General features: G+C 62.1%; 22 protein-coding genes. 19 read left to right on the top strand and 3 right to left on the bottom strand.

All coding sequences use genetic code 11. The features are described 5' to 3' along the window. Positions 1–915 precede the first annotated feature (915 nt). The 3 genes from HUW52_RS20715 to gspG form a co-directional block, all read right to left on the bottom strand. Positions 916–1,479: a hypothetical protein gene (locus tag HUW52_RS20715; RefSeq protein ID WP_175554763.1), complete on the bottom strand. Its 564-nt coding sequence runs from the start codon at positions 1,477–1,479 to the stop codon at positions 916–918. 75 nt (positions 1,480–1,554) lie between these two features. Next, entirely contained in the window at positions 1,555–2,742 is a 1,188-nt protein-coding gene (locus HUW52_RS20710) for a type II secretion system F family protein (protein WP_175554762.1), read from the bottom strand. Between the two features lie 14 nt (positions 2,743–2,756). Then, on the bottom strand, positions 2,757–3,185 hold the full coding sequence (gene gspG / locus HUW52_RS20705) for a type II secretion system major pseudopilin GspG (RefSeq protein WP_105709037.1): 429 nt from the start codon (positions 3,183–3,185) through the stop codon (positions 2,757–2,759). 206 nt (positions 3,186–3,391) lie between these two features. Between gspG and HUW52_RS20700 the strand changes: the two genes are divergently transcribed. The 19 genes from HUW52_RS20700 to HUW52_RS20610 all read left to right on the top strand — a co-directional run bounded on the left by HUW52_RS20700 (position 3,392) and on the right by HUW52_RS20610 (position 24,822). Beyond that, positions 3,392–4,000 (top strand): lytic transglycosylase domain-containing protein, encoded by a 609-nt coding sequence (locus tag HUW52_RS20700; protein ID WP_175554761.1) that lies wholly within the window; start codon positions 3,392–3,394, stop codon positions 3,998–4,000. A 199-nt stretch (positions 4,001–4,199) separates the two neighbouring features. Continuing rightward, positions 4,200–10,034 carry a manganese-oxidizing multicopper oxidase MnxG gene (mnxG, locus tag HUW52_RS20695; RefSeq protein ID WP_175554760.1) on the top strand — a complete coding sequence of 1,945 codons (5,835 nt, stop codon included), beginning with the start codon at positions 4,200–4,202 and terminating at the stop codon, positions 10,032–10,034. A gap of 299 nt (positions 10,035–10,333) precedes the next feature. Continuing rightward, positions 10,334–12,256, top strand: a complete 1,923-nt coding sequence (locus HUW52_RS20690) for a YncE family protein (protein ID WP_175554759.1) — start codon at positions 10,334–10,336, stop codon at positions 12,254–12,256. 14 nt (positions 12,257–12,270) lie between these two features. Next, positions 12,271–12,921: an SCO family protein gene (locus HUW52_RS20685; RefSeq protein WP_175554758.1), complete on the top strand. Its 651-nt coding sequence runs from the start codon at positions 12,271–12,273 to the stop codon at positions 12,919–12,921. Further along, entirely contained in the window at positions 12,918–13,538 is a 621-nt protein-coding gene (locus HUW52_RS20680; protein WP_175554757.1) for an SCO family protein, read from the top strand. Before HUW52_RS20685 ends, HUW52_RS20680 begins: the two co-directional genes overlap by 4 nt. A 9-nt stretch (positions 13,539–13,547) precedes the next feature. After that, positions 13,548–15,098 (top strand): ABC transporter substrate-binding protein, encoded by a 1,551-nt coding sequence (locus HUW52_RS20675; protein WP_175554756.1) that lies wholly within the window; start codon positions 13,548–13,550, stop codon positions 15,096–15,098. A gap of 15 nt (positions 15,099–15,113) precedes the next feature. After that, positions 15,114–15,875, top strand: a complete 762-nt coding sequence (locus tag HUW52_RS20670) for a SurA N-terminal domain-containing protein (RefSeq protein WP_175554755.1) — start codon at positions 15,114–15,116, stop codon at positions 15,873–15,875. A 219-nt stretch (positions 15,876–16,094) separates the two neighbouring features. Further along, positions 16,095–16,625 carry a response regulator gene (locus HUW52_RS20665; protein WP_175554754.1) on the top strand — a complete coding sequence of 177 codons (531 nt, stop codon included), beginning with the start codon at positions 16,095–16,097 and terminating at the stop codon, positions 16,623–16,625. A gap of 81 nt (positions 16,626–16,706) precedes the next feature. Further along, positions 16,707–18,413, top strand: a complete 1,707-nt coding sequence (locus HUW52_RS20660) for a GspE/PulE family protein (protein WP_175554753.1) — start codon at positions 16,707–16,709, stop codon at positions 18,411–18,413. Beyond that, positions 18,394–19,197: a hypothetical protein gene (locus HUW52_RS20655; RefSeq protein ID WP_175554752.1), complete on the top strand. Its 804-nt coding sequence runs from the start codon at positions 18,394–18,396 to the stop codon at positions 19,195–19,197. Before HUW52_RS20660 ends, HUW52_RS20655 begins: the two co-directional genes overlap by 20 nt. 1 nt (position 19,198) lies before the next feature. Next, positions 19,199–19,744, top strand: coding sequence for a PilN domain-containing protein (locus HUW52_RS20650; RefSeq protein WP_016987882.1), 546 nt, complete (start codon positions 19,199–19,201; stop codon positions 19,742–19,744). Beyond that, on the top strand, positions 19,731–20,279 hold the full coding sequence (locus HUW52_RS20645; protein ID WP_175554751.1) for a GspMb/PilO family protein: 549 nt from the start codon (positions 19,731–19,733) through the stop codon (positions 20,277–20,279). The genes HUW52_RS20650 and HUW52_RS20645 overlap by 14 nt, the downstream gene beginning before the upstream one ends. Beyond that, entirely contained in the window at positions 20,279–20,791 is a 513-nt protein-coding gene (locus HUW52_RS20640; protein ID WP_175554750.1) for a hypothetical protein, read from the top strand. The genes HUW52_RS20645 and HUW52_RS20640 overlap by 1 nt, the downstream gene beginning before the upstream one ends. Continuing rightward, the gene (locus HUW52_RS20635; protein WP_016987879.1) at positions 20,788–22,635 is read left to right on the top strand and encodes a secretin N-terminal domain-containing protein; all 1,848 of its coding nucleotides are present in this window, start codon (positions 20,788–20,790) and stop codon (positions 22,633–22,635) included. The genes HUW52_RS20640 and HUW52_RS20635 overlap by 4 nt, the downstream gene beginning before the upstream one ends. 2 nt (positions 22,636–22,637) lie before the next feature. Next, positions 22,638–23,111, top strand: a complete 474-nt coding sequence (locus tag HUW52_RS20630) for a type II secretion system protein (RefSeq protein ID WP_175554749.1) — start codon at positions 22,638–22,640, stop codon at positions 23,109–23,111. A 5-nt stretch (positions 23,112–23,116) separates the two neighbouring features. Next, complete coding sequence (locus HUW52_RS20625; RefSeq protein ID WP_007919395.1) at positions 23,117–23,491, top strand: type II secretion system protein; 375 nt, start codon at positions 23,117–23,119, stop codon at positions 23,489–23,491. Next, a complete protein-coding gene (locus tag HUW52_RS20620) occupies positions 23,466–24,005 on the top strand; it encodes a type II secretion system protein (RefSeq protein ID WP_175554748.1) in 540 nt (179 codons plus the stop codon). The genes HUW52_RS20625 and HUW52_RS20620 overlap by 26 nt, the downstream gene beginning before the upstream one ends. Continuing rightward, positions 24,002–24,394 carry a curli production assembly/transport protein CsgE gene (gene csgE, locus HUW52_RS20615; protein ID WP_175554747.1) on the top strand — a complete coding sequence of 131 codons (393 nt, stop codon included), beginning with the start codon at positions 24,002–24,004 and terminating at the stop codon, positions 24,392–24,394. The genes HUW52_RS20620 and csgE overlap by 4 nt, the downstream gene beginning before the upstream one ends. Continuing rightward, positions 24,391–24,822 (top strand): curli assembly protein CsgF, encoded by a 432-nt coding sequence (locus tag HUW52_RS20610; protein WP_016987875.1) that lies wholly within the window; start codon positions 24,391–24,393, stop codon positions 24,820–24,822. Before csgE ends, HUW52_RS20610 begins: the two co-directional genes overlap by 4 nt. Positions 24,823–24,834: the final 12 nt, after the last annotated feature.

The following is a 24,834-nucleotide window of genomic DNA, read 5'->3' as shown; positions in this document are numbered from 1 at the left end:
CCCTTGTGGGAGCGAGCTTGCTCGCGAAAGCGTACTGTCAGTCAAAACATCATTGGCTGGCCCACAGCATTCGCGAGCAAGCTCGCTCCCACATTTGATAAGGGTCGTTTGCGTAATCTGTAAACGCCGCAAAACCCTGTAGGAGTGAGCCTGCTCGCGATAGCGTTCTGTCTGTCACAGCTTCAGTGTCTGAATGACCGCTATCGCGAGCAGGCTCGCTCCTACAATTGATGGTGGTTGTCTGCGTAATCTGCGCACGCCACAAAACCCTTGTGGGAGCGAGCTTGCTCGCGAAAGCGTACTGTCAGTCAAAACATCATTGGCTGGCCCACAGCATTCGCGAGCAGGCTCGCTCCCACATTTGATAAGGGTTGTCTGCGTAATCTGCGCACGCCACAAAACCCTGTAGGAGTGAGCCTGCTCGCGATAGCGTTCTGTCTGTCACAGCTTCAGTGTCTGAATGACCGCTATCGCGAGCAGGCTCACTCCTACAATTGATGGTGGTTGTTTGCGTAATCGGCGTACGCCACAAAACCCTGTGGGAGCGAGCTTGCTCGCGAAAGCGTACTGTCAGTCAAAACATCATTGGCTGGCCCACAGCATTCGCGAGCAAGCTCACTCCCACATTTGATAAGGGTCGTTTGCGTAATCTGCGCACGCCACAAAACCCTGTAGGAGTGAGCCTGCTCGCGATAGCGTTCTGTCTGTCACAGCTTTAGTGTCTGAATGACCGCTATCGCGAGCAGGCTCACTCCTACAATTGATGGTGGTTGTCTGCGTAATCTGCGCACGCCACAAAACCCCTGTGGGAGCGAGCTTGCTCGCGAAAGCGGTGTGTCAGTCAAAACATCATTGGCTGATCCACAGCATTCGCGAGCAAGCTCGCTCCCACAGGTTTTGTGGTGTTTCTAAAAATCAGTTGGCGCGCTTGTCATCGCCCGGCTCGCCGCCGACATGTACGCCACGATCATCCCCCGGTTCGCCTGCTGCATGCAGGCCCCGGTCGTCACCGACTTCACCCGCGCGATGGACGCCATGGTCGTCGCCGACTTCGCCTGCCCGGTGCACACCGTGATCATCGCCTGGTTCGGCGTGGGTGCCGCTGCGTCCTGAGGAGGCAGAGTTGCCGGCGTGTCCGGAGCCCTGGCCGCCGCCGCTGTGACCACTGCCGCCGTCACCGTGGCCACTTCCGCCATTGCCACTGCCGCCGTGTCCACCACCATTGCCGCCACCGCCACCGCCACCGCCACCGCCACCGCCACTTCCGCCGCCTCCACTACCACCATGCCCGCCGCCATTTCCTCCACCGTTACCGCCACCCCCTCCGCCATGTCCACCGCCGCCACTCCCTCCACCACCACTGCCACCTTCCTTGGCCTGAACACTGGAAATGCCGGAAAGGCTATCCGGAATCAGCACGATGGACGCCGACAGAACTGTGCCGATGGCCATTGCGAGCACGAGCTTTTTAATGTGCATATCGTTCTCCGTCTTTGTGGTTTTGTTGGGAACGTAAAAGTGCGTTGTAGCAGGGACCGGACCCGTTCCCGGGGGTCAGTGAATACTCGAAGCCAGTTCGAAAATCGGGATGTACATCAGGATCACGATGACCCCGATCAGCAGGCCGATAAACGTCATCAGCAGCGGCTCGAACAACTTCACGAACCACTCCAGCCAGCGGCTGATTTCCTCGTCGTAGAAGTCGGCGCTGCGCTCCATCATCTGCCCGAGGTTGCCAGACTGTTCGCCGGCGCGCAGCAGTCGTAGCGACACCGGCGTCACCAGGTGATTGAGCTCCAGCGCGGTGGACAACGATTGCCCCTCGCGCACCCGCTCGCAGGCCTGATCCAGTCGCGTCCGCGAAGCCACGGTGAGCAGGCCACGGACCATGGACATCGCGGTCACCAGCGGAATCCCGCCCTGCAGCAGAATCCCCAGCGAGCGATAAAAGCGCGCCAGTTCATACATGAAAATCCGTTGATGCACCGCCGGCAGTTTCTCCACCAGCCGATCCAGCCCTCGGCGAAACGCCGGTTGTTTTTGCAGCACGGCGAGGGCGATGACAATTGACGCCAGCGCACCAAAGAATTCAGCCTGATGCGCATGCAAGAACATGCCGCTGCTCATCAACACCTGCGACAGCCACGGCAGGTTATTGCCCAGCCCTTCGAACACCAGACTGAAGCGCGGCACGACATAACCCATCAAGAACAGCACCACGCCACCGCCGACGATCAGCAACAGCATCGGGTAGATCGAGGCGCTGATGATCTTCTGCCGCACCTCGTCCATGCGCTGGCGATAACTGACGTAGCGACCGAGCGCATCGCCGACCGCGCCGGTCTTCTCGCTGGACTGTACCAGCGCCACGTACAGCGGCGGGAACACCGCCGACAACTGGCCTAACGCCTGCGAGAAGGATTTGCCCTCATAAAGCAGGCGCACCAGCTCACTCAAGGTTTTGCGGGCAGCGGGGGCGGATTCTTTTTCGGCGAGGCTTTCCAGCGCATCGATCAACGGTAGGCCAGCGTTGAGCAACGTGGTCAGTTCCTGGCTGAACAACACCAGATTGAAGGTCTCGCGCTGACGCAGTTTCAGCGAACGCCAATGCTTGTCGGCGTGCGAGCTGAGCACGCGCAAACCCTGATCCTCGGCGATCCGCCGCGCCTCGCTGTCGCCCGCCGCTTCGACGCTCAAGGACACCACGCCAGCCTTGCCGACCGCTTTCAAATGAAATCGCATGGGCCGCGCTCCGCTCACTGCCAGTTGGTCACTTCGGCGTTTTCACCTTCGCCGCCGGGCTGGCCGTCCTTGCCCATCGACAGCAGGTCGTACTCGCTGTTTTCGCCGGGATAGCGGTAGGCGTAATTACGTCCCCACGGATCCTGCGGCAGTTTTTTCTGCAGGTACGGGCCGGTCCACTTCGCCTCGTCGCTGGGTGCGGTGACCAAGGCCTGCAAGCCCTGTTCGGTGGACGGGTAGTGGCCGACTTCCAGTCGATAGATATCCAGCGCTTTGCTCAGCCCTTCGATCTGCGCCTTGGCCACTTTGACTTCCGAGCGACCGAGTTGGGCGAAGTATTTCGGCGCGACGATCCCGGCCAACAGGCCGAGCACCACCAGCACCACGAGCAATTCGAGCAGGGTAAAACCGCGTTGGCTACGCGGACGAAATTGCAGCTTCATGATGACCTCCCGTGAGTGGCAGCCGTGTCGCGAAGAGGGCTTATGCAATTGCCATGCTCAGCCCCCACTGAAAACCACCTGATTGGCTGAAGCCCTTGTAAACCGGCGGTCTCCAGAGTCGGCACAGTGCTTGCGTATGGCTCAAACGTGATCGGCCATTGGGGCATTTCCCCCAATTTATCGGGGTCGATCCGGGGAGGCCCGACATGAAATTTCTCGCCAGCGGATTGCTCGGTTGTGTGCTGTTCAGCGGCGCCGCGCAGGCCGATGTGTTCATCTCGGTGGACGCCAAGGGCAGCTACGTGCTGTCCAACGTTCACCGGCCCGGACGCACCTACGAACGGGTGATCCACGAGGCTGAATTGCCTGTGGCCAGCCTCGATCAACAGCCGCAAATGATCGCCAACCAGCCCTATGCGGAACTGGTCTCGGCAGCGGCCAAGGTCAATCAACTGCCCGAGGCGCTGCTGCACGCGGTGATTAACGCAGAATCCCATTACAACCCCGGCGCAACCTCAGCCAAAGGTGCGGGCGGGCTGATGCAGTTGATGCCCGACACCGCGCGCGAACTGGGTGTGACCGACGTCTATGACCCCAAGGCCAACATCCAGGGCGGGGCGAAATACCTCAAGCGCCTGATGACCCTGTTCGACAACGACATCGCCCTTGCCGTGGCGGCCTACAACGCCGGGCCCGACGCGGTGCTCAGCCGTGGCCGGGTGATTCCGCCGTTCGCCGAAACCCAGCGTTACGTGCCGAACGTGTTGCGGCAGTACCGGCGTCTGCAAGGCCTGGCCATGGATGCGCCGTTGTGACCCCAACCCGGTTTCCCCACTTTCGGGGCAAACCGGATACACCCGAAAAGTGGGGAAAAGGGGTGGGGAATATTCCCCGGATTCTCAAGTGGTCGCGGTAACTGATTGAACGGTAATGCAATTTTTTGTGGCACGCGGATTGCTCCGGGGCATTTGTCGAGAAGTGTTCCCAAGAGCACCCACTACGAGGTTACTGATCATGGTTGGCATTCATCACGCTCCGTCTCTGTTGAATTGGCTGCTGATTCTGGCCTCGATGCTCAGCGTCGAGCTGGCCGGCGCGGCCGTACGTTGCGAGCGCAACCTGGTGGCCAACGTCGTCGCCTTTGATCAACCGCTGATGTTCAACCGCCTCGGCGCGCAGAACATCAACGGCATGATGTTCGCCCTGCGCCGCGATGTCGTTGATGAGCATGAGCAGTCGCTGGCTTACGGCGGCGCCGCAGTTCCGGGCAAAGTCTCGTTGCGTCCGGACAAGCGTCCACGGCCATTGGTGTTGCGGGTGGCGGCGGGTGATTGCCTGACGATCAATTTGCAGAATCTGCTCGACTATCAGGCCAACCCCAACAAGCATTTTGAAAACGAGGGCGAAGAAGAGGGCGCGGAAAACGCCAACGGCGCCGAAGACTTCAAAGTCGATGAACAAGTGGCTGATCGTCACGTCGGTTTCCAGGTCAACGGCCTGCAAGCGGTGAACAGCATTGATGACATCTCTTCATTCACCGGACGTAACGCCAACAGCCTGGTGCCACCGGGGGCGAGCCGTTCTTACACGCTGTACGCCGAGCGCGAGGGCGCGTTTGCCGTCAGCAGCCGAGGCGCGACGTTTGGTGGCGAGGGCGCGGCCGGCAACGTTGCCAATGGTCTGTTCGGCCAGGTCGTCGTGCTGCCCAAGGGCGGTCGCACTTATCGCAATACCCTCACCGAAGAAGAAATGCGCTTGGCCACCACCGGCCGCGCACCCACCGGCCAACCGATCGTTGATTACCAGGCGCGCTACCCGCAGCGCGAACCGTGGCTGCGCGAAGGCAAGGCCGGGACGCCGATCATCGGCATGGTTGACGGCAATGAAATCATTTCCAGCGAAAGCGATGCGATTGTCATGGGCAGCAACGCCGATGGCAGTTTCCCACCGAGCACTTATCCGCTGGAATCGATGGGTAAACGCAACCCGGCGATCCCCAACCGCCTCGAAGCGTTCCGCGATTTCGCCTCGCAATTCCAGGACGAAACTGCCGCCACTCAAGCCTTCCCGGCGTATTGGGCCGATCCGGTGATGGCCCATGTGCTGGAACCGACCCGCGACTCGTTCATGATCAACTACGGCTCCGGCGGCATGGGCGCCGAAGTGGTCGCCAACCGCTTGGGCGTGGGGCCGATGCACGATTGCCTGTCGTGCGCCTATGAAGAATTCTTCCTCAGCTCGCACACCGTCGGCGATGTGGCGATGCTGGTGGATGTGCCGGCCAACACCGGGCTTGAGAACATCGCCCCGGGCCAGACACCGCGCGCCGATCAGATCGGTGTGAAAGCCACCATGGCGCTGTATCCGTCGGAGCCGTCGAACGTCAATCACAGTTACATCGGTGACTTCGTCAAATTCCGCAACACCCACAATGGCCACGAGCAGCACATCTTCCACCTGCACGGCCATCAGTGGCTGTTCAACCCCAACGACGACAACTCCGATTACGTCGACGCCCAGGGCATTGGCCCGGGCGCCGGTTATACCTATGAAATCGCCAACGGTGGTTCGGGCAACCGCAACCGCGTGGCCGGCGATGCGATCTATCACTGCCATTTCTATCCGCACTTTGCCCAAGGCATGTGGGCGATGTGGCGGGTGCACGATGTCTTCGAAGAGGGCACTCGGCTTGACGTTTCGCAGCAGGGCGCCGACGGTTATCACAGCGAACCGTTCGCCTTGCGCAGTGGCAAACCGGCAGCGGGCGCACGCGCCTTGCCGGACGGCGAGATCGTCGCCGGCACACCGATTCCGGCGATTGTGCCGCTGCCGGGCAAAGCCATGGCGCCAATGCCGGGCAAAGTCGTAGTGGTGCCGAAAATCGGCGAAACCCTGGTCGCCGGCAATGATGACGACGATGACGAAGAAGAGGGCGATGACGATGGTGAACACCATGGCGGCAACGCCGGTGGTCAAGCCATCGGCTCACTGGCGCTGGTCGATCGCAGTGAAGCCAACCGCAATGCCGACGGCAGCCTGAAAAATCCTGGCTATCCGTTCTGGATCGGCGGCATGGAAAGTTCGGTCGGTCAACGTCCGCCAACGCCGCCACTGGACATGCTCGATGCTGCCACCGCACAGTCGCTCAAGGCCAGCGGCAAAGCGCTGTGGGCCAATCTTGATCCGGCGCAATCCGGTGGTTGGAATGGCGGCTTGCAGCGGCACGCACTGGATGGCGTCGCGGCCGGTGGTGAAGCGCACACGGTGACCACTTCGCTGGATTTCTCCAAGGAAGTCACCCGCGCCAAACCGATTTACCTGCCGGAAGAAGGCACCGAAGTCGAACAGGCCGCGATGGCCTTCCACGCAAAAAAAGATCACCCAAGCTACGCCTTGTTGCCCGGTAATCAAGTGGTGGCCAAGGCGTTCCGCACCAACGGCGCCTTGCCAATGGCCGGCGCGCCGTACTACGAACCGTGCATGGACGATCGGCAAAAGCGCCTGACCAGCAGCGCTGGCAGCGGCGAGTTCGCCAGCGGTGAGCGCGTCGACGGCATGTCCTTTGTCGGCGCATCGAGCTTCACCGCCGACCGGCCACGCATCTACAAAGCCGCGAACATCCAGTTCGACGCGGTGTACAACAAGGTCGGTTATCACTTCCCGCAGGCGCGCATTCTGGCGCTGTGGGAAGACGCCTGGCCGGTGATCACCAAGCAGCGTCCGCCAGAGCCGCTGGTGATGCGCATGAACACCTTCGATTGCGTGCAATACCAGCAAACCAACCTGGTGCCGGCCACCTATGAGATGGACGACTATCAGGTGCGCACGCCGACCGATGTGATCGGTCAGCACATCCACTTGCCGAAGTGGGATCTGACCTCGGCGGACGGCTCGTCCAACGGCTGGAACTACGAGGACGGCGTGCTCTCGCCCGGCGCCGTGCAGGAGCGTATTCACGCGATCCGTGAGTTCAACCAATGCGCCAGCACTGACCCGCGTGACGGCACCCAGGCTTGCCCGAAAGCCAAGCAACATCCGTTCTTCGGTCAGTACGGCCGCGCCGATTGGGTCGGAGCGCGCACGGCGATGCAGCGCTGGTTCGTCGATCCGGTGGTCAACGCCAAAGGCGTCGATCGCGGCCTCGGCACCATCTTCACCCACGACCACCTAGGCCCATCGACGCACCAGCAGATTGGTCTGTACGCGACCGTGTTGGCGGAACCGGCCGGTTCGACCTGGTTCCACGCCGAAACCGGCGAGCCGTTGTACAGCGGCGCGCGTCAGGACGGTGGGCCGACGTCGTGGCAAGCGGTGATCAACACCGGCGACCTCGATGGCGACGGCAAGAACGACAGCTTCCGCGAGTTCTTCCTCGAATACAGCGACTTCCAACACGCCTATGAAGCCGGCGTCTATGTCGGTGCCGGGCCTAACGGAGTGCCGAATGCCCAGGCGTTCCCGGCCACCGCCGACAGCTTCCGCTACGCGATCAACCCGCCAGTACGCAACAACGCCAGCAACCTGCTTGAGGGCGTGCTGGAAGTGCAGGGCGGTCAGGTCCCGGGCTGCCCGAGCCGGCCATGTCCGCAGGCGATCTCGGTGGATGATCCGGGCATGTTCGTCGTCAACTATCGCAACGAGCCGCTGGCCCTGCGCGTGTACGACCCGAACAAGGTCGGCCCGGACGGCAAGCGCGGCATGCAGGCCGACGGCCTCGGTGGCGATCTGTCGTTCGCCATGCAAAGCCGTACCGACCGCGCAATTCCGGCAATGAATCTGGCGCCGAATCTGCTCACTTCGGCGACCGGACCCACCGGCGGCACCACGCTGTTCCCGCCGCACATCAACAAGGGCGGTGCCGAACCCGGTGATCCGTTCACGCCGATGCTGCGCACCTATACCGGCGACAACGTGCGGCTGCGCGTGCATGCCGGCGGCCATGAAGAAGAGCACAACGTCACCCTGCACGGTGTGAAATGGCTGCAGAGCGGTTCCGGTTTCGGCAATAGCTCCAACTCTGGCTGGCGCGCCTCGCAGATGATCGGCATTTCCGAGCAGATGGGCTTTATTGCGCCGGTGTCGATGCTCTCCAGTTCCGCGGCGACCACGGGCGATTATCTGTACTCGATGGACGCTTCGATCGAAGGCTACTGGAGCGGAATCTGGGGGGTGATGCGCAACTACACCGCCAAACGCGCCGACCTGTTCGCCATCCCCAACAACCCGAATCCGGCGGGCATGCGCAACACCGTGGCGTTCGAAGGCAGTTGCCCACGGATCAGCGCCAACCCCAATGGCATCGGCACGCGGCCGACGGTGCAGCGCAACTATGAGGTGGTCGCGGCGTTGGCCAACGACATTCTCGGCAATACGCTGGGCCTGACCATCGGCGACCCCGAAGGACTCGGCCAGCATGTCGGCGGACCGCTGAATCCGGCGGGCGGCACCCTGGTGCTGAACTCGCGCACGGTGAGCATTCCACAAGTCACCGTGACCGATCCGGAGGATGGCGAAACCATCACCATCGGCGGCCAGAGCGGGCCGTTGCATGACCCGACCGCGATCCTCTATGTGCGTAAATCCGATCTCGATCCGGTGAGTGGCAAGCTCAAACCCGGCATTCCGGTCGAACCGCTGGTGTTGCGTGCAGCGGCAGGGGACTGCATCAACATCACTCTGGAAAACCGTTTGCCGAGCGTCATGCCTGACCTGACCCAGACTGCGGTGATGCAGGGCATGGTCAAACGTGATCGCAACAGCGGCCTGGGTTCGACTACGTTCAGCAACAACCTGATGCGGCCGTCCAGCCACGTCGGTCTGCACGCGCAGTTGCTGGCGTACGACATCACCAAGTCCGACGGCGCCAACGTCGGCGCCAACCCGATCCAGACCGTGCCACCGCGTGTCGGCAACAGCGGCGCGTACCCGACCCGTACCTATCAGTACTACGCCGGGCACCTGGAGCGTGAAGGCAAACCGGTGACGCAACTGGGCCGCAGCGTCGACAACATCAACGCCACGGCGGTGGAGTTCGGCGGGCTCAACTTCACTCCGGCGGACGTGATCAAGCAACCGCAAAAAGGCCTCGGTGGGGCGATGAGCATCCTGCCGATCGGCGCGACCTGGGTTGATGATGCGCGCAAGGTCAACGCCACGGTGACGGCGCCAGGGCAAACCAGCTACCGCGATTTTGCGATGGTTTGGCACAAGGCGTTGAACACCCGTTGGGCCAATGGTCGGCCGGTGGAAGGGATTGCTGCTGAGGGCTTCGGTGTGCCGACCGATCCGCAGGACAACTCGAGCATGGCGATCAACTACAAGACCGAGCCGCTGTGGTATCGCTTCGGCCTCGCCCCCGACGCGCCGTTTGGTCATGCCGATGGCGCGGGTTATGGCGACATGACCAACGCGCACATGGCCTACAGCAATGCGCTGGTCGGCGGTGATCCGCAGACACCGGTGCTGTATGCCAAACCGGGGCAACCGTTCCGCACGCACATTTTGATGCCGAGCGGTGGCAGTCGCGGCACCACGTTCCAGCTCGACGGGCACGTCTGGTCGGTGAACCCATTCCAGGCCGAGAAGAGCGACACCGGTGGTTATCCGATGGGCTCGCCGGGCGTGGGCTCGGTGCGCTTCGGCTACAACCCGATGTCGATGTACATCGGCGCCCACGAAAGCATCCTTCCGGCCGCGCACTTCAGCTTCATGATCCCGAGCGCCGGCGGCAGTAATGCAATCCCGGGGGATTACCTGTTCCGCGACTACGCCGCTTACGGCAACACCTCAGGGTTATGGGGCTTGCTGCGCGTGACCAACGAACCGGAACCGGCGCCGCCAAGCCAGTAGGTAAAACGGTAATGCCCCGGCGGATGCAAATCCCTGTGGGAGCGAGCCTGCTCGCGAAGAGGGCGGCACATGCAACAGGTGTGTTGGCTGACAGACCGCTTTCGCGAGCAAGCTCGCTCCCACAGGGGCAGTGGTGGCAGTGAGGAAGTGGATGTACGCAAATCCCTTGTGGGAGCGAGCTTGCTCGCGAATGGGGGCAACTCGGTTTGTGAGGGTGAGGCTGAAGACGCTTTCGCGAGCAGGCTCGCTCCCACATGGGGAGCGGTGTTTTGCCAGGTGAAGAGGTAGGGGAGAGTTAGATGAACAGGATCATCAACATCATCGGTATTTGCTCGCTGGTCATGGCCGGGGCGTTGCTGACGCTGAGTGAGATTGCGCTGGCGCAGACCGGGGCGGGTCAGACGCTGAACCGTGACGGTGTGGCGGTGGATTTCAACCTCAAGCCACTGTCCGCTGACGGCAAGCTGCGCGAAGGCGAATTCGCCGATGTGCAATTCCGCGTCACTGACAGCGCCTCCGGCCAGCCGCTGTCCGGGGTGGCGCCGGGCGCCTGGGTCGATCCGCAAACCCTCGCCGCCGATCAGGCCCAGGGCCGTGACCAGAGCTGCAAAGCCCGGGTCGGGGTGTTCCTCAAATCCAACATCGGCGCGCGGCCGTTGCTCGACCTCAACAGCTATTTCCTGCTGGTGATGAACCGCGACGCCAGCATCGCCGTGGTTGATCCTTCGGTCTCGGTCGGCGGCATCACCAGCACCCTCGCACGGATCGAACTCAAACAACCGCCGATGGACTGGGTCACGCCCAAAGACAACAAACGCGTATTCGTTTCCATGCCGACAGCGGGCGAAGTTGCCGTCATCGACAGTGAGCAATTCAAAGTCATCGATTCGATCAGCGCCGGCAACCAACCGTTTCGCGTTGCGCTGCAACCGGACGAACGCCTGCTCTGGGTCGGCAACAATGCGAGCAAAGCTGAAGAGTCCGGCGTCACGGTGATCGACAGCCAAAGCCTCAAACCCCTCAAGCATCTGCAGACCGGGCGCGGCCACCACGAAATCAGCTTCAGCAAGGACAGCCGCTTCGCCTTCGTCAGCAACCGCGACGACGGCACTTTAAGCGTGATCGATATCGCCAGTCTGACCATCGTCGAGCAGATCAAAACCGGCGCCCATCCGTTGTCAGTCGCCTATTCAGCCCTGTCCGGCGCGGTCTACGTCGCCGACGGCAAGGACGGCACCGTCACTGTGATCGACGCCAGCACCCACGCCATCCGCCGGGTGATCAAACTGCAGCAAGGCCTCGGCCCCATGGGATTCAGCGCCGACGGCCGCTTCGGCGTGGTGCTCAACACCGTGGAAAACCTCGCCAGCGTGATCGATGCCGCGACCAGCAGCGCCATTCACGACCTGGAGGTCAGCGCTGAACCCTACCAAGTGGTATTCACCCAGGCCTACGCCTACATCCGCGGACTGGCTTCGCCAAAAGTCACCATGATCAACTTGTCCTCGCTCGGTGAAGGTCGCCAGCCGATCAGTCAGGGTTTCGAAGCCGGCCCGCAAGCGCCGCGTATGGCCGGGGATTTACCACTCGCCTCAAGCCTCGCGGTCTCGCGCGATGACAACGCGGTGTTCGTGGTCAATCCGGTCGACAACACCACCTATTTCTACGCCGAAGGCATGAACGCGCCGATGTCCGGTTACCCCAACCGTGGCCAGATCGCCCGCGCCGCCATGGTCATCGACCGCAGCCTGCGCGAAGTCTCGCCGGGCCTCTACAGTGCCAGAGTAAAACTGCCGGCAGCGGGGCGTTTCGACGTCGCGTTCCTGCTCAATCAACCGAACATCATTCACTGCTTCACCGCGCAGATAGAAACCAATAGCGCCCTGCTAAAACATGTCGGCGCACCGAAAGTCGAGTTCCTCCTCGACAAGACTGCCGTGGCACTCAACGACCCCTACGTCGTGCGCTTCCGCATCGTTCAAGGCAAAGACAAAACGCAGCGCAGCGGCGTCAAAGACGTGCAGCTGCGCTACTACCTCGCGCCCACCTCGCACCCCCGCGAAGTGGCGGCGCTGGAAGTCGCCGACGGCGTGTACGAAGCGCCGATCACCCTCGACCGCAGCGGCGCCTGGTACCTGCATGTGCGCGCGGCGTCGCTGGGCGCCGGTTTCGATGACAAGACCTTTGCCAGTGTTCGGGTAGCCCCCGGCCAGGCCCGTTGAAGAGGAGTTTCGACATGAACCGATTTGCATCCACTGGCCTGCTGACCCTGTGCCTGTTGAGTCTCGGCATCCAATACGCCAACGCTCACTCGGCAGACGAACACGCTGGGCACAAAGCCCCGGCCAGCAACACGCAAGAACACACTCAGGTGAAGTTCGCCAATGTGCCGCTGATCGACGAAACCGGCAAAACCGTACGCCTGGAACAAGACCTGGTGCAGGGCAAAATCGTCGTTATGAGCTTCATCTACACCAGTTGCACTACGGTCTGTCCGGTGGTTTCGTCGATCATGGGCAAGGTGCAGAAACAACTCGGCGCGCGCGTCGGCAACGAAGTGCAACTGGTGTCGATCAGCATCGATCCGCAGCGCGATGACCCGAAACGCCTGCAGGATTACGCCCGAACCTTTCAGCGCGGACCGGGCTGGAGCTGGCTGACCGGTTCGCCGCAGTCGATCAGTGAAACCCTCAAAGGCCTCGGCAGTTTCAGCGGCGACTTCAAGAATCACCAGCCGTTGATCCTCGTCGGCGACGGCAACAATCGTCACTGGATGCGCTATTACGGCTTCACCGACCCGGCGCTGCTGGCCAAGGAAGTGGAAAAACTCAGCGGCCTACGCACCCACGCCAAACACACCGCCATCGCCATGGAGCAACAGCCATGAGACTGCTCGACTGGATTTCCCTGAGCGTGTGTTTCTGGATCTTCAGCAACGTCGCGTTCGCCCACGAAGGTCACGTTTCAGAACCGTCAGCGGCTGTTGTTGCCGCGCCGGCCAAAGGCACTCACGACGCGAAAACCTGGTTCACCGACACGCCGTTGCAGGATCAGAACGGCGAGACGTTGCGCTTCTACAGCGACGCACTGCAAAACCGCATAGTGCTGCTCAACGTGATCTTCACCAGTTGCACCGATGCCTGTCCGCTGATCACGCAAAAGCTCAAGGAAGTCCGCGAGTTGTTGGGCGACAAGGCGCCGGACATCACCTTTATTTCCCTTACCAGTGACCCGCTGCGCGACACGCCGGCGGTGCTCAAGGCTTACACCTTGAAGCAGGGTTCCGATGACCCTCATTGGCTTTTTCTTACCGGCGACAAAGCGCAGATGGACCTGGTATTGAGTCGCATCGGCCAGATCGTGCCGACGCCCGAGCAGCATTCCACGCAGTTGATCGTCGGCGATGTCGCCAATAAACGCTGGAGCAAGATCCGCCCCGACGCCCCGGCCGCCGCCATTGCCCAGCGCTTGCAGTTGCTGACAATGCCTGTGGCCGGTCGCTGAGCCCGCGCCATGAAACGCTGCCGCGTCCTCACCCTGATCCTGCTCGCTGGCGTGAGCCTTGGCGCGGGCGCTGCGCCGCTGACTTCGGAGGAAGCGGCAGGCAAGCGCCTGTACCGCCAAGGTCTGTCGGCCAGTGGCGAGGCGATCATGGCGCGGGTTGGTGCGGCAGATGTGTTGCTGCCGGCGACCAGCCTGCCGTGCGCCAATTGCCATGGCTCCGATGGCCTCGGGCGACCGGAAGGCGGGGTACGCCCGCCGCCGCTAAACTGGGCGCGACTGACCAGCACTTACGGCCAGCAACAGGTCAACGGGCGTAGCTATCCGGCGTACACCGAGAGCAGTCTGGCGACCGTCATCGAGCAAGGCCGTGACCCCGGCCACAATCGTCTCGACCCGAGCATGCCGCGCTTTGTGCTGTCGATGAAGGATCAGCGCAACCTCACCGCCTATCTCAAACGCCTCGCCGATGAACGCGACCCCGGCCTCGATGCCGAGACTTTGCACCTGGGAACCTTGCTGCCCAGTCAAGGACCGTTGGCCGAGGAGGGCGCGACAGTGGCAGCGGTGCTCAATGGCAGCGTCGCGCGCATCAATCAGGCTGGCGGCATCCATGGCCGGCAATTGCGCCTTACGGTGATCGACCCCGGCCCGGATCGCGCCAGTGCCGAACAGGCGTTGCAGCGTTTGATCGAGCAGGAGCAGGTTTTCGCCCTGATCGCACCGCTGGCACCGGCTCTCGACAGCGAACTGGCGAGTCGACTGGAGCAGTCTGGAGTACCGCTGATTGGCGCCTTGTCATTGCTCGGATCGATGCAGGCCAGTCCGCAGATTTTCGAGCCGTTGCCGGGCTTGCGCGAGCAATTGATCGCCTTGGCCGACTACGCCACGGCCAGCCTGCGTGTGCTGCAAGGGCCGACACTGATCGCTTATCCCGATGACCCTGCTCAAACGCTGGCCGCGCAAAACCTCGGCCAGTACTTGCAGGATCACGGCTGGCAGAAAGTCCATCTGCAAGCCTATGACCCGGCGGCAGAAGCTTTGCCACTGGGTTCGCGCTCAGTGTTTTATTTGGGCAACGGCGGTGGTTTCGGGCGTTTGGCGACGCGTTTGCAAGGCGCCGGGCAGGTGCCCTATCTGTTCGCCGCCTCGAGCCAAGTAGCCGGTGAGTTGCTGCAAGTGCCGGAGGGGTTTTCCCGGCGGGTGTTTCTCGCCTATCCGTTCGTGCCGAGCGACTGGACCCAGGCCGGGCGCATGGCCCTGACGTTGTTGCGCGAAGGCCAGGGTCTCGGTGCGCAACACGCGGTGCTGCAAGTTGGCGCCTACGCCTCGATGTTGCTGCTCAGCGAAGGCATGAAACAGGCCGGCCGCGACGCCAGCCGGGAAAAACTGGTGGCGGCGCTGGAAGGCCTGCACGATTTCGACACCGGCCTGACCCCGCGCTTGAGCTTCGGCCCCGGCCGACGCCTGGGCTTGAGCGGCGCCCATGTGGTCACCGTGGATTTGCCCGATCAGCGCTTCTATCTGGTCGCGCCCTATAAACCGATTGTTGCCAGCCCCTGAACGGAGGGCCCGATCATGAAACGCACAACGCTGATCTTGCTGCTGAGCTGCTGGTTCCCCCTGGCCTGGGCCAATAACGAGCCGGCCGTGGCGCGGGTCAACGGCGAGGAAATTTCCGGGTTTCGCTTCGAGCGTTTCTTTGCCGAATACCTGGAAGATCAGGGCCGTGCGGTAACCAGCATTCGCAGTCCCAAGGCCTACAAGGAACTGCGTCAGGCGGCGTTGCAAATGCTGATCGACAAAGAATTGCTGTGGCAGGAATCGCAGAAGCGTGGCCGGCAGATCGACGAGCAAGCGCTGCGTCAGCAAATCGAGCAAACCCGCATGGCCATCGGCGGCGCGGATAAATTCGTCCGGCGCTTGCAGGACGCCGGTTTCGATGAGGCGTCCTTCACCGAGTACACCCGCCGCGAGTTGGCGGCGCAGCAGATGTTCGCCGAGCTGATCCGCGCTAATACCTTGCAACCCCGCCACCTGTTGATTCGTGTGCCCGCGCAAGCCGATGCAGCCACAGTGGCTCAAGCGCGTCTACGCTTGATGCAAATGCGCGCCTCGATTGCCGGAGGGGCGAGTTTTGCCAGCGATCCGGTACGTTCACCGTTCGGCTGGCATGTGATTTATTTGCCGAACCACTTGGAGGCCGCCGATGTCCCAGATTTGCAGGGGCTGGATACAGTCAGGGCAGAGCTCGCCCGACAGCAACAGACCCAGGCTCGTCGCCAAGTGCTCGCGCAATTACGGGTGCAGAACAGGATCGAACGAATTGACGACGACTGAAGGTTCCCCCCCAATAGTGGGGAATGGCTTCGATGCCCATTCAGGTGCTTCCCCGTTTCTGGGGAACGGGGTACCGGGACGAGCGGGCATTGTCATTAATTTCAAGGACATGAAGACATAAAATTACCGGCACTCAGCCTGGCATGAAGTGTGCGTTACCGATGGTAAGGCGCACTCTCAGGGCGGGGTCATCGGACCTGCTGTTTCAAGGAGTCGACCTTGGTTAACAAAGTACTGGTTGTCGAAGACGAACAGCTGCTTGCACAGAACCTTCAGGATTATCTGTCGGCGCAGGGGCTGGACGTCGCGATTGCACATGACGGAGCGACGGCTATCGGTTTGGCCGAAACCTTAGCCCCCGACGTGCTGGTGTTCGATTACCGCTTGCCCGATATGGAAGGCTTTGAGGTGCTCGACGCGGTCCGCCAGAACAGGACGTGCCATTTTGTGCTGATAACGGGTCACCCGACCGCTGAAGTCTGTGAGCGGGCGCGGCAACTGGGGGTCAGCCACATCCTGTTCAAACCGTTTCCATTGGCGGAACTGGCGCGGGCGGTCTGCGACCTTCTGGGCATCAAGCGTGAAGCGAAACCCGGTGCGAGCCCTTCCGAGGGGTTTGTCGAACGACGCCAGAGCAGGACCGAGAGCTTCCCGTTGCAGTTGTACGATGGCAGTTGGGTGTTGGCGGATCGGCGACGACAGTTGCACGCCATGGCACCGGACGACGATCAAATGCTCACCGGGGAGTAATGGCGCGAACAGACGTTCCGGCACTTGCCGCCAAGGTTTGCCGCGCCGACAGGGCTCTAAGCCCCGGTTGGAGAGCAAGCCATGGAACGTCTGTCCGTTGTCGTCGAACCGCTGTTGGCCGAAAGCGCGCCAGAACGCTTTTCCAGTGAACAGCTTGCCCAGGCCCGGGCGCGGGCCGCCACCTCCGGCGAACGCGTCCTCGATGCCCTCGGCGTACTCTGTGAACTGGCGCCGATGCCGTTCATTCACACCCTCGGCGCCACCCTGCATTACCCGGTGCTCGACACCGACAGCCTGTTTGCCGCGACGCCGGTGTTCGACCGGGTCACCCTCGCACAATGCCTGAAACGTGAATTCATCCTGCTGCGCCACAACGACGAAGTGATCGGCGTGTTTGCCGACCCCTTCGACCCGGCGCGGCTGGCCTGGATCGACGATTGCCTGCACGGCGCGCCGCTGCATCTGGTGCACGCCGATGACCTCAAGGCCTATCTGGCCCGCCACGAAGAAAGCTTCCACGCCGTCGAATCGCTGAATGCCCAGGGCGACACTCACCACGAAATCGATACCCTGCAAAGCCTGTCGCTGACCAGCATCAGCGAAGACGCCAGCAGCGTGGTGAAACTGGTCAACTCGACCCTCTACGACGCGCTGAAAATGCACGCCAGCGACATCCACCTCGGCACCACCGGCCACGGTCTGGTGATCAAGTACCGCATCGACGGTGTGCTCAACAACATCAGCAAAGTCCAGGGCAGCGAGTTCGCCGAGCAGGTGATTTCGCGGGTCAAGGTCATGGCTGAACTGGACATCGGCGAGAAGCGCGTACCGCAGGACGGTCGCTTCAAGATCGGTATCAGCGGCCGCCAGATCGACTTCCGTGTGTCGATCATGCCGAGCATTTTTGGCGAAGACGCAGTGCTGCGGGTACTCGACAAACAGGATCTGGCCGACAAGGTCTGCGGTGTGCAATTGCAGGCGCTGGGCTTTGAAGACGAAACCCTGCGCCAGTTGCGCCGCCTCGCTGCCGAACCCTACGGCATGGTGCTGGTCACCGGCCCGACCGGCAGCGGCAAGACCACCACGCTGTACGCGATGATCACCGAGATCAACCACGGCGTGGACAAGATCATCACCATCGAAGACCCGGTCGAATATCAATTGCCGGGGGTGCTGCAAATCCCGGTCAATGAGAAAAAAGGCCTGACCTTCGCCCGGGGTTTGCGCTCGATCCTGCGCCACGACCCGGACAAGATCATGGTCGGCGAAATCCGTGACCCGGACACCGCACAGATCGCCGTGCAGTCGGCGCTCACCGGCCATCTGGTGTTCACCACCATCCACGCCAACAACGTCTTCGACGTGATTGGCCGCTTCACCCAAATGGAAATCGACCCCTACAGCCTGGTCTCGGCACTCAACGCGATTCTCGCCCAGCGCCTGATTCGCTTGGTCTGCGCCAGTTGCAGCGCACCGGTCAATCCTAGCGATGAAGAGCTGCGCGCCTCGGGCCTCGATCCGCAGAAAGTCGACCACTACCACTTCGTCCACGGCAAGGGCTGCGGGCATTGCCGGGGCAGTGGTTATCGCGGGCGCACGGCGATTGCCGAACTGCTGCACCTCGACGACGAGCTGCGCCAGATGATCGTCGAGCGCCAACCGATCAAACAAATCAAAGCCCTGGCCTGTGCGCGTGGTTTGCGCCTGTTGCGCGAATCGGCGCTGGAGCTGGTGGAACAAGGTCGCACCACGCTGGAGGAGATCAACCGTGTCACATTTATCTCGTGAGCGTTTTGTCGCCGTGCTCGGCGCCAGCGGTGTTGGCCTCGGTCAGCGGCGCGGCAGCGACACCTTGTGGCTGGGCAGCGTCGGCTACATCGACGAAGGCTTCCAGAGCTACGCGGTGGCGCTGGACACCCTCGACTGCCTGCTCGGTGAACACGCCGGCGCCGGTGCCGAATTGAGCGTGGTCATCTCCGGGCATTTCAGCCGCTTCTGCCTGGTGCCATGGAGCGCGCAGATCAGCAGCCCTGAAGAACTGCGTGGTTTCGCCCAACTGTGTTTCGAAGACCTGTTTGGCGCGCCGACCCAGCCGTGGAGTCTGGTGCTGTCCGCCGAGCCGGCCGGTTACGACCGCATCGCCAGCGCCTTGCCGCAAGACTTGCTCGAACGCCTGCGCACGCTGGTCAGCGGTCGCGGTCTGCGCCTGCGCTCGGTGCAGCCGTACCTGATGGCGGCGTTCAACCGCTTCGACAAAAGCCTCGATGCCGGCGACTTCCTCTTTGTTGTCGCCGAGCCGCAACGCAGCGTGTTGTTGCTGGCGAGGGAAGGGCGCTGGGCCGGGGTGCGTTCGGTCGGCGGCAGCGACAGCGATGCCGCGTTGAATGCGCTGATCGGTCGCGAACGGCAGTTGCAAGCCTCGACCAGCGAACGCGGGTTCAACGTGTATCTGCATGCCCCGGCGCGCCTCGATGTGCATCCGGACGTGGCGGGTGTGCAACTGCGCACCCTTGAAGACGACGCGATGACCGTGCGTGACGGCTTGTACGTCATGTCCCGGGCGGTGGCCTGACATGCGCGCCCTTAACCTCGATTTTCAACCACGGCCACGTTCCGGACCATTGGGTTGGAGCCTGCTCGGCGGCGGTGTGTTGTTGGCGCTGCTGTGCTTCGGCGTGCAACAGCACCTCGACGCCCACACCGAACAGCAACAAGGTCATCTGCAAACCACGCAGCGCCAGCTCACCGGTGACAGCGGCGCCAAGTCCACCCTGAGCCCGGCGGAAACCCGCGAGCAAGCGGCGAACCTCGCCGAAATGCGCAAGGTCTCGCAGCAACTGCGCCGGCCGTGGGAACGCCTGTTCGCCATGCTCGAAGCGATGCCGCGCGATGACGTCGCACTGCTGAGCCTGACTCCGGATGCGCGCAAAGGCCAGGTGCGGATCAGCGCCGAGGCGCGGGATCTGCAAGCGATGCTCGATTTTCACAAACGTCTGGAAGCCAGCGACGAGCTGTCCGACGTCTCGCTGCTCAGCCACGAGATCGTCGTCAAATCGCCGGAACAACCGGTGCAATTCAACCTGTCGGCGACTTGGGAGATGGGCGATGCGAATCCCTAGACTGATCGTCCACGAGTACCTGCAAGGCCTCGGCATTCCGGGCCTCGCCGGGTTGGCGCTGCTGCTGGTGGCCGTGGCTTGGGCGCTCGGTGGTTTGCTGCCGGGCTGGCAATCGTTGCAGCACTTGAGCCAACAGACTCAGGAAGCCACCGAGTACCTGGCCAAGGTTGAAGACGGCAGCATCGCACCGCCGGTGGTGCCGCAGCGTCAACTGGACGACTTCCGCAACAAACTCCCGGCGCAGCCGCAAGCCACGATCGCCATCGACCGCATCTACGCACTCGCAGCCCAGGAGCACATCACCCTGGCACGCGGCGAATACGCCCTCGGCGTCGACCCGAAAACCCATCTGGCGCGCTATCAGATCCTTCTGCCAGTGCGCGGCAGCTACCCGCAGCTGCGCCGCTTCGTACACGCCTTGCTCGGCCAGTTGCCGGCAGTGGTGGTGGAAGACCTCGAATTGCAACGCAAGAAGATTGGCGACACCGACCTCAATGGCCGGATCCGTATGACCCTTTACCTGTCGAGGTCGTGATGAATACCAAGCGCGTGACAGGGTGGGTAGCGTTCTTCGGCGTAGCGGCCGCGCTGGCGTGGTTGCCGGCGTATTTCTCGCCAAGCGAAGACGCCGATTCCAATGAAGTGGCCGTCGCCACACCGGGGAAAACCCGTGGTGCGCTGCCGGCCAGCACCGCCAAGGCCAAAGATGCGCCGATCAAGGACTTGAGCCCGGCCGGTGATCTGTTCGCCGCCAAGAGCTGGAAGGCCGCGCCGACCCTGGCCACGGTCACCGAAATTGCCGTCAATCCCGCAACAGTGGTGCAAGCCCCGAGCCTGCCACCGGTGCCGTTTCAGTTTGTCGGCCGGCTGCACGACCGCAGCGACCTGCAAGTGTTTTTGCAGAACGGCGAAAAGATCTACGTCGTGCGCAACGGGGATGTGATCGACGACACCTGGAAGATCACCGGCATTTCCGATGTGGAATTGAGCCTGGTTTACCTGCCTTTGCATTTGTCGCAGACCTTGTCTGTGGGGAGTACGCAATGAACCGTTCCCGTTTGCTGATGAGCCTCGGTCTGTGTGCCGGGCTGGCCGCGTGCAGCTCTGCGCAAGTGGCCAACAAGGAAGCCGCCGACCTGATTGAACAGGGTCAGTACGAGGCGGGACTGGCCCGAATCGAAGAAGGCCTGCGCGAGAACCCTCGCGACACCGAATTGCACCTGCTGCTCAACACCGGTCGGGCCAAGGCGATCACGGCGTTGCTGACCGCCGGCGACACCGACCGTTCGCGTCGCGATTTTACCTCGGCGCGCACTGCATACATGCGCGTGCTGACCATCGAGCCGAACAACCGCCGCGCCCAGGATGCCTTGAAGCAGATGGAATACCTGCGCAGCATGGACGAGAAACTCGAGCTGGCCCGGGGCGACCTGCGCCGTGGCGACATCTATGGCGCTGATCGTCAGGTCAAACAGATCCTCGAACTCGACCCGGCCAACCAAGGCGCGCTGGAGCTGCAAGGCAACATTCGCCTGGTGCAGAGCCGTAACGTGATCGCTTATCCGCAACTGCGCACCAAGCTCGATCGTCCGGTGACCCTGGAATTTCGCGACGCCAACCTCAAGACCATTTTTGAAGTGCTGTCGCAGGTTGCCGGGCTGAATTTCATCTTCGACAAAGACCTGCGCCCGGACATGAAAGCGACGATCTTCGTGCGTGACGTGCGCATCGAAGACGCCGTGACCCTGCTGCTGCAACAGAACCAGTTGCACCAGAAAGTGGTGAACGAAAACACCTTGCTGATCTACCCGGATTCGCCGCAGAAAGTGAAGGATTACCAGGAACTGGTGATGCGCACCTTCTACCTGACCAGCATCGACGCCAACACCGCGCTGAACATGGTGAAAACCATGCTCAAGACCCGCGACGTGTTCGTCGACGAACGCCTCAATACCCTGACCATGCGCGACACCGAAGACGCCGTGCGCATGGCCGAGAAACTCCTGCAATCGCAAGACCAGTCCAACCCGGAAGTGGTGCTTGAAGTGGAGGTGATGGAAGTCGCCACCCAGCGCATTCTCGACCTCGGCCTGCAATGGCCGAGCACCTTCGGCGTGGTCAACTCAGATGGTTCACCGGTCACCCTGTTGGGCCAGCTCAAGGGCATCAACTCTGACCGCATCTCCATCGGCCCTTCGCCGCAAGCCAAGATCAACGCGCAGGACAACGACATCAACACCCTCGCAAGTCCGGTGATTCGCGTCAGCAACCGCGAGCAGGCGCGCATCCACATCGGGCAGCGCGTGCCGATCATCAGCGCGACCTCGGTGCCATCGACACAGGGGCCGGTGATCACCGAAAGCGTGACCTATCTGGATGTCGGTCTGAAGCTCGAAGTGACGCCCACCGTGCATTTGAACAACGAAGTGGCGATCAAGATCGCGCTGGAAGTGAGTAACGCCACGCCGCTGGAACCGACCCGTCAGGGCACGATCCCGGTGCAGGTCGATACCCGCAACGCGCAGACCTCGCTGCGTCTGCACGACGGCGAAACGCAGATCCTCGCCGGACTGGTGCGCAACGACCACGGCGCCACCGGCAACAAGATTCCCGGCCTCGGTGACATTCCCGGACTCGGCCGCTTGTTTGGCAGCAACAAGGACACCATCGGCAAATCCGAACTGGTGCTGTCGATCACCCCACGGATCGTGCGCAACCTGCCGTATCAGAGCCCGTCAGACATGGAGTTCTCCACCGGCACCGAAACCAGCATGCACATCCAGGCGCCGGATCGTTCGCAGAGCTACGTGATGCCGTCGCCGGCCGCGCAGCCGCGGGCCGTCGGTGAATCGGCCGTGGCCACCACCCGCGTTACTGTCGAGAAGCCTTGATCATGAACGCCTCCCAACGCGGTTTCACCCTGATCGAAGTCGTGGTGACGCTGGCCCTGATCGGACTGTTGGCGAGCATGGCCGCGCCGCTGACCGAGACCCTGGTGCGGCGTGGCAAGGAGCAGGAATTGCGCAACGCGCTGTACCAGATTCGCGATGCCATCGACGCCTACAAACGCGCGTTCGATGCCGGGTACATCGAGAAGTCGCTGAACAGCAGCGGCTACCCGCCGAACCTGAAAGTGCTGGTCGAAGGCGTGCGCGATGTGCGCAGCGCGAAGGGTGCCAAGTTCTACTTTTTGCGCCGCATCCCGCGCGATCCGCTGGTGCCGACCAAACGTGATGATGAAGGGGGTTGGGGCGTGCGCGCCTACGACAGTTCGGCTCAGAACCCGCGCGATGGCGAGGACGTGTTCGACGTCTACTCCCACGCCCGGGGCAAGGGCCTCAACGGCATCGCCTACCGCGAGTGGTGAACCTCATGCGCCGGGAAAAAGGTTTTACCTTGCTGGAGTTGATGGTGGTGATGGCGATCATCGCCACGCTGATGACCATCGCGCTGCCGCGCTATTTCAACAGCCTCGAAGCGTCGAAGGAAACCACGCTGCGTCAGAGCCTGTCGGCGATGCGCGAGGCGCTGGATCACTTCTACGGCGACACCGGCCGTTATCCCGATTCCATCGAGCAACTGATCGAACAACGTTATCTGCGCAACGCGCCACTCGATCCGATCACCGAACGCAAAGACCAGTGGGTGCTGATCGCGCCACCGGACGGTGTGGCGGGCGGCGTGGCCGACATCAAAAGCGGTGCTACCGGGAGGGCGCGTGATGGCAGCCAGTATTCCGAGTGGTAACCGCGCGCAGCAGGGTGGCTTCACTTACCTGGGCGTGCTGTTCCTGATCGTGGTGATGGGCATGGGCCTGGCCAGTGCCGGTGAATTGTGGTCGACCGCTTCGCGCCGCGACCGTGAACGCCAGTTGCTCTGGGTCGGCACCCAATATGCCCAGGCGCTGCGCAGCTACTACCGCAGTTCGCCGGGACTGGCGCAGTACCCGAAAGAGTTGGTCGACCTGCTCGACGATCAGCGTTTTCCAGAAGCGAAACATCATTTGCGTCAGCTCTATCCGGACCCGATCGGTCAGGGTGAATGGGCGCTGCAACGCGGTTTCGATGGACGCATCACCGGCCTCAACAGTTCTTCGACCGAGCTGCCGTTGAAGCAGGCCGACTTCCCGACGCAGTGGTCGGATTTCGACGGCATGCAGCGTTATTCGGACTGGCAGTTCGTCGCGGAAAAAGCCTTTCTTGAGGGCACTAATGGCCCGGCCAAAGGCCAGTCGAATTTGCCGCAGGCATTGCAGCCATGACTCGTCAGTGGTGGTGCGCGCTGGTCCTCACCGCTGTGGCGTGCTGCGCCAGTGCCGGTGAAGAAGACGAAATGATGGGCTTCATCGTCGACGACACGATCTCGCACATCGGCCACGACTTTTACTACTCGTTCAGTGAACGCCTGCGCGACACCAGCCCGATGGATTTCAACCTGGTGGTGCGCGAGCGGCCCGACGCGCGCTGGGGCAGCCTGGTGACCGTGGAATATCAGCAACGCCTGGTTTATCGGCGCTTCCTGCCGCCGAACACCGTGGAACTGAAGGACGAGGCCTACGCGGCCGCCGACTGGGTTCGACGCCAGGTTGTCCAGCGCAAGCTGGAGGCTCTGTTGCAGGACACCACCGACCTTGAGAAGGACGAACTATGAACAGCACAACGTTCTCACGGCGCAGCGGATTCTGGATCTCGGGGTTGTTGATCGGGCTCGCCAGCGCTGCCGCTGTCCAGGCCACTGAACTGGTCTACACGCCGGTCAACCCGTCGTTCGGCGGCAATCCGCTCAACGGCACCTGGTTGCTCAACAACGCGCAGGCGCAAAACGATCACGACGATCCGGACCTGAAAAGCCGTTCGAGCGTGGCCGGCACCTCGGCGCTGGAGCGCTTCACCAGTCAATTGCAATCGCGGCTGCTAGGGCAGTTGCTGGACAACATCTCCACCGGCAACACGGGGAGCCTGTCCACCGACTCTTTTATCGTCAACGTCATCGACGACTCCGGGGCACTGAGCATTGAAGTGACGGATCGAGCGACCGGTGAGGTTTCGGAAATTCAGGTGAACGGCCTCAACCCATGACGGGCTGACGGT

The sequence above is a fragment of the Pseudomonas sp. 43A genome (assembly GCF_013363935.1).
In the GTDB taxonomy this organism is placed as follows: Bacteria; Pseudomonadota; Gammaproteobacteria; order Pseudomonadales; family Pseudomonadaceae; genus Aquipseudomonas; species Aquipseudomonas crudilactis.
Note: the sequence above shows the minus strand (reverse complement) of the source record. Positions and strands in the feature narration are given on the sequence as shown.